7 protein-coding genes and 1 tRNA gene are annotated in these 8819 nt (G+C 66.1%); 5 read left to right on the forward strand and 3 right to left on the reverse strand.

Annotated features, from left to right (window positions below; genetic code table 11):
* Positions 1-143: 143 nt before the first annotated feature.
* Positions 144-1967: a glutamine--fructose-6-phosphate transaminase (isomerizing) gene (gene glmS / locus FHW97_RS16665; protein ID WP_171799296.1), complete on the reverse strand. Its 1824-nt coding sequence runs from the start codon at positions 1965-1967 to the stop codon at positions 144-146.
* A gap of 176 nt (positions 1968-2143) precedes the next feature.
* Positions 2144-3526, reverse strand: a complete 1383-nt coding sequence (gene glmU, locus FHW97_RS16670) for a bifunctional UDP-N-acetylglucosamine diphosphorylase/glucosamine-1-phosphate N-acetyltransferase GlmU (RefSeq protein WP_171799297.1) — start codon at positions 3524-3526, stop codon at positions 2144-2146.
* 61 nt (positions 3527-3587) lie between these two features.
* Between glmU and FHW97_RS16675 the strand changes: the two genes are divergently transcribed.
* On the forward strand, positions 3588-4259 hold the full coding sequence (locus FHW97_RS16675; protein WP_171799298.1) for an HAD-IA family hydrolase: 672 nt from the start codon (positions 3588-3590) through the stop codon (positions 4257-4259).
* Here the strand turns inward: FHW97_RS16675 and FHW97_RS16680 are convergent.
* A complete protein-coding gene (locus tag FHW97_RS16680) occupies positions 4217-5260 on the reverse strand; it encodes a DNA topoisomerase IB (RefSeq protein ID WP_253941847.1) in 1044 nt (347 codons plus the stop codon). The two genes, FHW97_RS16675 and FHW97_RS16680, sit on opposite strands and share 43 nt — an antisense overlap.
* Positions 5261-5366: 106 nt before the next feature.
* Between FHW97_RS16680 and yghU the strand changes: the two genes are divergently transcribed.
* The 4 genes from yghU to FHW97_RS16700 all read left to right on the forward strand — a co-directional run bounded on the left by yghU (position 5367) and on the right by FHW97_RS16700 (position 8806).
* Positions 5367-6233 carry a glutathione-dependent disulfide-bond oxidoreductase gene (gene yghU, locus FHW97_RS16685; protein ID WP_107718223.1) on the forward strand — a complete coding sequence of 289 codons (867 nt, stop codon included), beginning with the start codon at positions 5367-5369 and terminating at the stop codon, positions 6231-6233.
* A gap of 123 nt (positions 6234-6356) precedes the next feature.
* A tRNA-Gln gene (locus FHW97_RS16690) sits at positions 6357-6431 on the forward strand.
* 276 nt (positions 6432-6707) lie between these two features.
* Positions 6708-7688, forward strand: coding sequence for a diacylglycerol kinase family protein (locus FHW97_RS16695; RefSeq protein WP_171799300.1), 981 nt, complete (start codon positions 6708-6710; stop codon positions 7686-7688).
* A gap of 140 nt (positions 7689-7828) precedes the next feature.
* Entirely contained in the window at positions 7829-8806 is a 978-nt protein-coding gene (locus FHW97_RS16700) for a phosphatase PAP2 family protein (RefSeq protein ID WP_169049266.1), read from the forward strand.
* Positions 8807-8819 lie beyond the last annotated feature (13 nt).

Genomic DNA, 8819 nt, shown 5'->3' on the forward strand with positions numbered 1-8819 from the left:
CATCGGCTCACTACTCGACGCCTTCACGCCAGACGAATGCGCAAACTACCTCAGAAACTCAGGCTATGCGTCAATGTAATGTCATCAAACTCTAGACTCCCCTCCCGCTTGCGGGAGGGGTTGGGGGAGGGCGTGTTAAAGGCTCACTCCACCGTCACGCTCTTGGCCAGGTTGCGCGGCTGGTCCACGTCGGTGCCCTTGGCCACGGCGACGTGATAGGCCAGCAGCTGCACCGGCACGGCATAGACCAGCGGCGCGATCAGCGGGTGGACCTTGGGCATCTCGATCGTGGCAAGGCAGCCCTCGCCCGCTTCCGCCAGCCCTTCCGCGTCAGAGATCAGCACGATCTTGCCCCCGCGCGCGCGCACTTCCTGCATGTTGGACACGGTCTTTTCGAACAGCGGCCCCGACGGGGCGAGCACGATCACCGGGACGGCTTCGTCGATCAGCGCGATCGGCCCGTGCTTCATTTCGCCCGAGGCATAGCCTTCGGCGTGGATATAGCTGATTTCCTTGAGCTTGAGCGCGCCTTCCAGGGCCAGCGGATAGTCCGGCCCACGGCCGAGATAGAGCACGTCACGCGCCGGAGCGATCAGCGGGGCCATCGCCGCGATTTCTTCGTCGTGCGACAGCGCGGCGTTGAGCGCGGCCGGCGTTTCGGCCAGCTGGTTGACGATCAGCGCTTCCTCTTCGCGCGACAGGCGCCCGCGCTTGACCGCAAGATGCGCCGCCAGCGCGGCGAGCACGGCAAGCTGGCACGAGAACGCCTTGGTCGAGGCGACGCCGATTTCCGGCCCGGCATGGGTGGGCAGCAGCAGATCTGCCTCGCGCGCCATCGAACTGGTCGGCACGTTGACGACCACGGCGATGGTCTGCCCAGCCGCCTTGCAGTGGCGCAGCGCCGCCAAGGTATCGGCGGTTTCACCCGATTGCGAAATGAACAGCGCCAGACCGCCGAGCTCCAGCACGGGATCGCGATAGCGGAACTCGCTCGCCACATCGATGTCGACCGGCAGGCGGGCAAACTGTTCGAACCAGTATTTCGCCACCATCCCGGCGTAATAGCTGGTGCCGCAGGCGACGATGGTCACGCGGTTGATGCTGGCCAGGTCGAAATCGATCTGCGGCAGCGAAACGGTCTGTTCCACCCGGCGCAGATAGGAGCGCAGGGTCTGCGCCACCACGATCGGCTGCTCGAAGATCTCCTTCTGCATGAAGTGGCGATAGTTGCCCTTCTCGATCGCGGCGGCGGTCGCGCCCGAAGCAACGATCGGCCGGGTGACGGGCTGGTTGTTCACATCGAACACCTCGACGCCGTCGCGGCGCACGATCACCCAATCGCCTTCTTCCAGGTACGACACCCGCTGCGTCAGCGGCGCGAGCGCCAGGGCATCGGAGCCCAGGAAGGTTTCTCCGTCGCCATAGCCAACCACCAGCGGCGAGCCCAGGCGCGCGCCGATCAGCAGATCGGGATGCTGGCGGAACGCAATGGCCAGGGCAAAGGCGCCGCGCAGCTGCGGCAGCACGGCCTTGACCGCCTCGGCCGGGCTCTTGCCGGCCTCGACCAGTTCCGAAACCATGTGCGCCACCACTTCGGTGTCGGTCTCGCTTTCAAACGTGCGGCCGCGCGCGAGCAGCGCCTCGCGCAAGGGGCGGAAATTCTCGATGATGCCGTTGTGGACCAGCGCCACTTCGCCGGTCGCATGCGGGTGCGCGTTGCTGGTGGTGGGGGCGCCGTGCGTGGCCCAGCGGGTGTGGGCAATGCCGATCAGGCCCGGCGCGGGATTGACCGCCAGTTCCTTGACCAGGTTGTTGAGCTTGCCCTCGGCGCGGCGGCGCACGAGCTGCCCGTCGAACACGGTGCAGACCCCGGCGCTGTCATAGCCGCGATATTCCATGCGGCGCAGGCCATCGACCAGCCGGTCCGCGACTTCTTCCTTGCCGACGATTCCGATAATTCCGCACATGGATTGGGGCCCACACTTTCTTCAGGATTGGGAGATAACGCGAATGGCCGGCATCATGGCCGGGTAATTCTTGGTATTTCGTGTCTGTCCGGCCTCTTGCGACCTGCCTGCTTTCGACCGGGTGAACCGGCAGATGAATTCGCGGACATGATCGCGGCCGGGTCAGGCAAAGGGGCCTACTTCTTGCCTTCGGCCTTTTTCTTCTTCATCGCATCGTGAAAGCGATCAGCCCAGCCCGGCTTGACCAGTTGCTCGGCCCGCACCAGGCGCAGTTCTCCATCAGACACATCGCGCGACACCGCGCTGCCCGCCGCCACGATGGCATCGGCGCCAATGCGCACGGGGGCGATCAGGGCCGAGTTGGAGCCGATGAAAGCGCGCTCGCCAATCACCGTGCGGTACTTGAAATAGCCGTCATAGTTGCAGGTGATCGTGCCCGCGCCGATGTTGGCGCCGGCGCCCACGTCAGCATCACCCAGATAGGTCAGGTGGTTGGCCTTGGCACCGGCACCCAGGCGCGCGTTCTTCACTTCCACGAAATTGCCCACGCGGCTGTTCTGCTCCAGCGTGGCGCCGGGCCGCAGGCGGGCGAACGGCCCCACCGACACGCCGCTTTCCACGGTGCAGCCTTCGAGATGGCAGAACGCGTGGATCACCACATTGTTCGCAACGGTGACACCTGGACCAAACACCACGTTCTGTTCCACCGTCACATCGCGGCCGAGCACGGTATCATGCGAGAACCACACGGTTTCGGGCGCGACCAGGCTGGCGCCGTCGGCCATTGCCGCCAGGCGGCGGCGCTGCTGCCAGCGGCCTTCGGCCTGGGCCAGTTCTGCCCGGCTGTTGATTCCGGCCACTTCGTCGGGATCGTCGGTCACCACCACGGCGCAGGTCTTGCCCGCGGCATTGGCCACGTTGACGATATCGGTGAGGTAATATTCGCCCTGGGCATTGTCGTTGCCCACTTGCGCCAGCAGGGCAAAAAGGTCGCTGCCCTTCACCGCCATCAGGCCGGAATTGCACAGCGTGCAGGCGCGCTCCGCCTCGCTCGCATCCTTGTGCTCCACCATCTTCACCACGCGGTCACCCTCGGCGATGACCCGGCCATATTGCAGGGCATCGTCAGGGCGGAAGCCGAGCACGACCACGGCCGGGGCATCGGCCGCATGCAGCCGATCGAGCATGGCCTGCATCGTCTGCGCGCGCACAAACGGCACGTCACCATAGAGGATCAGCACATCGCCAGCGAAACCGGCCAGCGCATCTTGGGCCTGCTGCACGGCGTGGCCGGTGCCCAGTTGCGGTTCCTGCACCGCAATCGTGGCACTGCCGCCCAGCGCCTTTTCCAGCTGGTCACGACCATGGCCGGCCACCACCACCTGATGCGCCGGCGCCAGTTGCGCCGCGCTGGCCATGAGATGCAGCAGCATCGGCCGCCCGGCGACCGGATGCAGCACCTTGTGCAGATCGCTTTTCATGCGGGTGCCCTTGCCTGCAGCAAGGATGACAAGAGCGAGAGGAGCGGTGGCCGAGGGCGACTGGGTTTGCGTGGTCATGGCTGCATCCTTGCCAGCTTATGCTTGCAGTTTCCAGAACGGGTGGGCACTGGCTTGCAACATGACCGATTTTCCATTTTCCATCGTTGGGTTCGATCTGGACGGCACCCTATGCGATACCGCCGCTGACCTGGGCAACGCGCTCAACCGCACGCTGGAATATGCCGGGCGGCAGACCTTCCCCCTCGATGTGGTGCGCCGCTTCATCGGCGGGGGATCGGGGCAGATGCTGCGCAATGCCCTGGCCGAAAGCGGCGGCTATGACGAGGCAGAGTTCAAGCCGCTGCAGGATCGCCTGTTCGCCTATTACGGCGAGGCGATCGCGGTGCATTCCCGGCTCTATCCTGGCGGGGCAGAAATGCTCGACGCACTGGCGGCGCGCGGCGTCACTGTCGCGGTGGCGACCAACAAGCGCGAGGAATTCGCGCGACAGTTGCTGGACGAACTGGGCCTTTCACCCCGCTTTGCCACGATAATCGGCGGCGATACCCTGGGGCCGGGCAAGGCCAAGCCGGCGCCCGACATGCTTGAGGAAATGATCGCGCGCTGCGGTGGCGGGCGGACCGCGTTCGTGGGCGATACCACGTTCGACATTGGCGCGGCGCGCGCAGCCGGTCTGCCGGTCGTGGCAGTCAGCTTTGGGTTCCATGACCTGCCGCCGCCGCTTCTGGGCGCCGACGCGGTGATCGATCACTTCGATGCGCTGGTGCCAACGCTGACGGCGCTGGGCTGAGCATCGAGCAGCGCGAGCAGCCCACGCTCGTCGCGCGAGAGCCATTGCGTGGCGCGGGGCAATCGCAGCCCTGCGCGCCATTCCGCCTGATCGGGCACGAGGGCCAGCACGGCGGGATGGATGTAGCTCTTGCGGGCAATCGTGGGTGTATTGCCCAGCCGATCGGACACCTGCGCCAGCAGTTCCTTGAGCGGCACGTTCTGTTCGGCATGGGCCAGCGCGCCAAATGCCAGAACGCTGGCATGCCAGGTGCGGAAATGCTTGGCGGTGAATTCCGCCCCGGTCACGCTGCGCAGCCAAGCGTTGATGTCGGCTGAGCCGACCGGACATGGCGCGCCATCCTCGCCCAGGTACTGGAACAAGTGCTGGCCGGGCAGATCCTGCATTCGCCGCACGAAACGCACGAGGGCGCGATCGGTCAGGCGCATGTCCCGCTCCACGCCCGACTTGGCGCGAAAGCGCAGCCGCAGGCTTTGCCCGCGCAGTTCGACATGCTTCATGCGCAGCGTCGTGGCGCCAAAGCTGGCGTTGGCGCGGGCATAGGCCTCGTTACCGATGCGAATCGCACCGGTGTCGAGCAGGCGGACCACCGAGGCGATGCAGCGTTCCTGGCTGAGCCCCCGGCCCGATAGCGCTGCTTCGACGCGGGCGCGGATCTTGGGCAGCAGCGCGCCGAATGCCCCGCAGCCATCAAACTTCTCCGCCTCGCGCGCGGCGCGGAAATCGGGGTGATAGCGGTATTGCTTGCGGCCGCGCGCATCGACACCGGTCGCCAGGATATGGCCATGCGGCATCGGGCAGAACCACGCGTCGCGATAGGCCGGCGGCAGCGCCACCGCATTGAGGCGGTCGATCTCTGTCCGGTCGGCGATGCGCTGCCCGGCATGATCGCGATAGCACCATCCGCGCCCCGCGCGCCGCCGCGTGATGCCCGGTGCACTATCGTCCACATAGACCAGTCGGCTCTTGCCCGATTCCTGCAAAACGGCTTTCCTGTTCAAGGCTTGCCTCTCCGACAGGCCAACGCCACAACATGTCTTGCAGTTCCCCCGGCGCCTCGTCAGAATGATAGGCAACCTAACAAACTTCCGTTGCAGAGGAACGACCATGTCCGAAGAATATACGCCGCCCAAGGTCTGGACCTGGGACAAGGCCAACGGTGGTGCTTTTGCCAGCGTCAACCGCCCCACGGCCGGCCCCACCCACGACAAGGATCTGCCGGTAGGCGATCACCCGTTCCAGCTCTATTCGCTCGGCACGCCCAATGGCCAGAAGGCCACGATCATGCTGGAAGAACTGCTGGAAGCCGGCATCGCCGAAGCCGAATACGATGCCTGGCTGATCAAAATCTTTGAAGGTGACCAGTTTTCATCGGGTTTTGTCGATATCAACCCCAATTCCAAGATTCCCGCGCTGGTGGATCACAGCGGCGCCACCCCGTTCCGCGTGTTCGAATCCGGCGCGATCCTGATGCATCTGGCCGAAAAGTTCGGCAAGTTCCTGCCCACGCAAAACCCGGCGCGGGCGGAATGCCTGTCGTGGCTGTTCTGGCAGATCGGCTCTGCCCCGTTCATGGGCGGCGGCTTTGGCCACTTCTACAACTATGCCCCGATCAAGATCGAATATGCGATCGATCGCTATGCCATGGAAACCAAGCGCCTGTTCGACGTGGCCAACCGCCGCCTGGCGGAAAGCCGCTACCTGGGCGGCGAAGACTACACCATCGCCGACATTGCCGCCTATACCTGGATGGGCAATCTCTATCGCGGCGAAGCCTATGGCGATGCGGCCACATTCCTTTCGATGCACGAATACGAGCACGTCGGTCGCTGGGTGGGCGAGATCGACCAGCGCCCCGCCGTGCTGCGCGGGCGCCTGGTGAACAGCGCCAAGGGGATCGCCGAACGCCACAGCGCTGCCGATTTCGACAGCCTGCCACCCGAAAAGCTCAAGGGCATCGTCAAGGGTTTCTGACCGCCCTGACACTGGTCCGCGGCACCTGCCCCCTCCCCTTCGGGAGGGGCGCAGGCATCGCCAAGTTATCCCCAGCTACCCCCTTCCCATTCACGATTGGCCCGCTATAAGCGCGCGCTCTGCTGGGGCGTCGCCAAGTGGTAAGGCACCGGTTTTTGGTACCGGCATTCGCAGGTTCGAATCCTGCCGCCCCAGCCAGATTTGCTGTCCATGAAGCCAACCGGCGCGGGCAGAGCACCCTCCAAATCCGCCAGATCTTGCTCTTGCGCACAGCGCGCTGCTTGTCTCCAGCAGCCTGCCCATGAGCACGCGGGCCCCCCGTTTCGTGCGGAAGCGGGACCGACCTGACCCAATGCGGGCGCAATCGGCGTTGTTATACCAGCGTCAAACAGCTATTGCCGCGCGCCGGGGACGATTGGAGGTTGGGGTTGTTGCGCGTATATCGATGGCTTGGCCGGGACGGCGGGACGGCCGATGGCTGATCGCGCCCTGGCAAGACAAGCCCCGGCGCCTTTGCTTTCCGCCCTGCCTGTTGCCCCCTCTCCTGCTCGAGCGCCGTCTGTCGCGCTGGTCTACAATCCCCATGCCGGGAATTTTTGCGCGCGCACGCTCGAACGTTGGCGCGCCGCGTTGACCGCCGCCGGCCACGCCACGCGCCTGGTCGACAGCCTTGACTATGCCCGCGCGCCGCAGCGCCACCGCGCCGATGTCGTGTGCATCGTCGGCGGCGATGGCACCGCACGGCTGGTGGTGGAAGCCGAACTGCACGCGCCACGCATCACGCCCGCGCCAGCCGTGCGCCACGCCTTGCTACCGGCCGGGACAGTGAACCTTATCGCCCGTGAAACCGGCTGCGGCACCGATCCGGCAGGGCTGGTGGCGGCACTGGCGCAGCATGATGCCCCTGCCCTGCAATATCATGGGCTGCTCGATGGCGCGGCCTTCCTGTGCTGCGCCTCGGTCGGGCCAGACAGCGCCGTGGTGGCGCGGGTGACGCCTGAGGCCAAGCGGCGGTGGGGCCGCGCCGCCTATGGCCTGGCGCTGATTGCCCAGCTCTGGCGCTGGCCTCGCCCGGCCCTGGCCGTGACGATCGACGGCGCAGCCCACCGCGCCGAAGCGGTTTTCGTGCTCAAGGGCCGCTTCTATGCCGGGCCGTGGACTCTCGATCCCCAGGCAGACTTGCGTTGCCGCGAATTTCGCGTGCTGCTGCTGCCGCGCGCGCGCCGGCGCGACATTGCGCGGCTGGCCCTGGCGGCCATGGTCAGCCCCCGCTTTGCCGATCCGGCCTGGCAGCGATTTTCGGCGCAGACCGTCACGGTGACGGGGCAGGACGCCGTGCCGATCCAGGCCGACGGCGACATTCTGGGACACACGCCCGCCCGGTTCAGCTTGGCGACAGCGCCCATCGCGTTTCTCTCACCTGCGGCGCGACAGACCACAAGGGACCAGGCCTGATGCGCCCGCAGATCGAACGAGAACTTTGCGATGATGCTGTCCAGCCCCGGTCTCTTGCGCCGCCGCCACACCCTGGTCCTTCGCGGCCGCGCCCGATGCCCGTTCCACCGCCCAGCGGCACGGCCCACCCTTTCCAGCCGATGACGCCTGAAACATCGTTGGCGCCCGTACGCGCCGCGCCGCCGGTCGATCGCTGCCTATGGGCACTGGTCGGCGGTTCGGCGCTGGTCGTCATGGCCATGATGGTGGGCAATCGCCTTCCAGTCGTGGTGGCGAGCCCGTCCTTCGCGGTGCTGGCCCTGATTGTCGCCCTGTTCTTGGCCACCTGGCGCCACTGTGCCCGCGCCACCACGCCGTTGCAGGCCCGGCTGCGCAACCTCAGCGAATATGGCCTGATCCTGATCGCGATCGGCGTGCTTGGCGCGGTGGCCAGCTATCAGGTGGCAGCGATTTCGCGCGGGTTCTGTGACGATGCTCTGCAACGGTGGGACGAGGCACTGCATTTCGACTGGCTCGGCCTCTATGCCCTGGTGGTGCGCCATCCGGTGCTGCAATATACCGGATCGGCGGCCTATAACGCCGTGTTCCTCTACCCCTGGGCCATTCTGATCTGGCACAGCTGGAAGGGAGAGCGCGACAAGGCGCGCGAGTTCCTGCTCACCTTCTGGCTGGCCGCGGTGATCACGCTGGTGCTGTTTCCGCTGTTCCCGGCACGCGGCGCGCTATCGCACCTGTGGCACGGCGCGGTGCCCTATGCCCCCAGCAACGGGCTGGACCAGGGCACGGTGATCGCCGCCCTGCGCGCCCATCGCCTGGCCGGAATCGAACTGTCTTCGGTCACTGGCCTAGTATCCGCGCCCAGCTTCCACACTGTGTGCGGCCTGCTGTTCATCACCTTTTCCTGGCGGATCGCGCACCTGCGCCCGCTGATCGTGCCGCTCAACCTCGTGCTGCTGGCCGCCACCCCGATCGAGGGATCGCATTACCTGGTCGACATGGTGGTGGGCGCCGCCGTGGCTGGGGCGGCCTATGTGCTGGTGCGCAAGCGCGTGGCCTTGCTGGCCTGGGTCCAGGGCATTGCCACCCGCCGCCTGCGCCCCGCCGCCATCACGCGCTGAGCACTGGCACCAT

This window comes from Novosphingobium sp. SG754 (genome assembly GCF_013149315.1).
Lineage (GTDB): Bacteria > Pseudomonadota > Alphaproteobacteria > Sphingomonadales > Sphingomonadaceae > Novosphingobium > Novosphingobium capsulatum.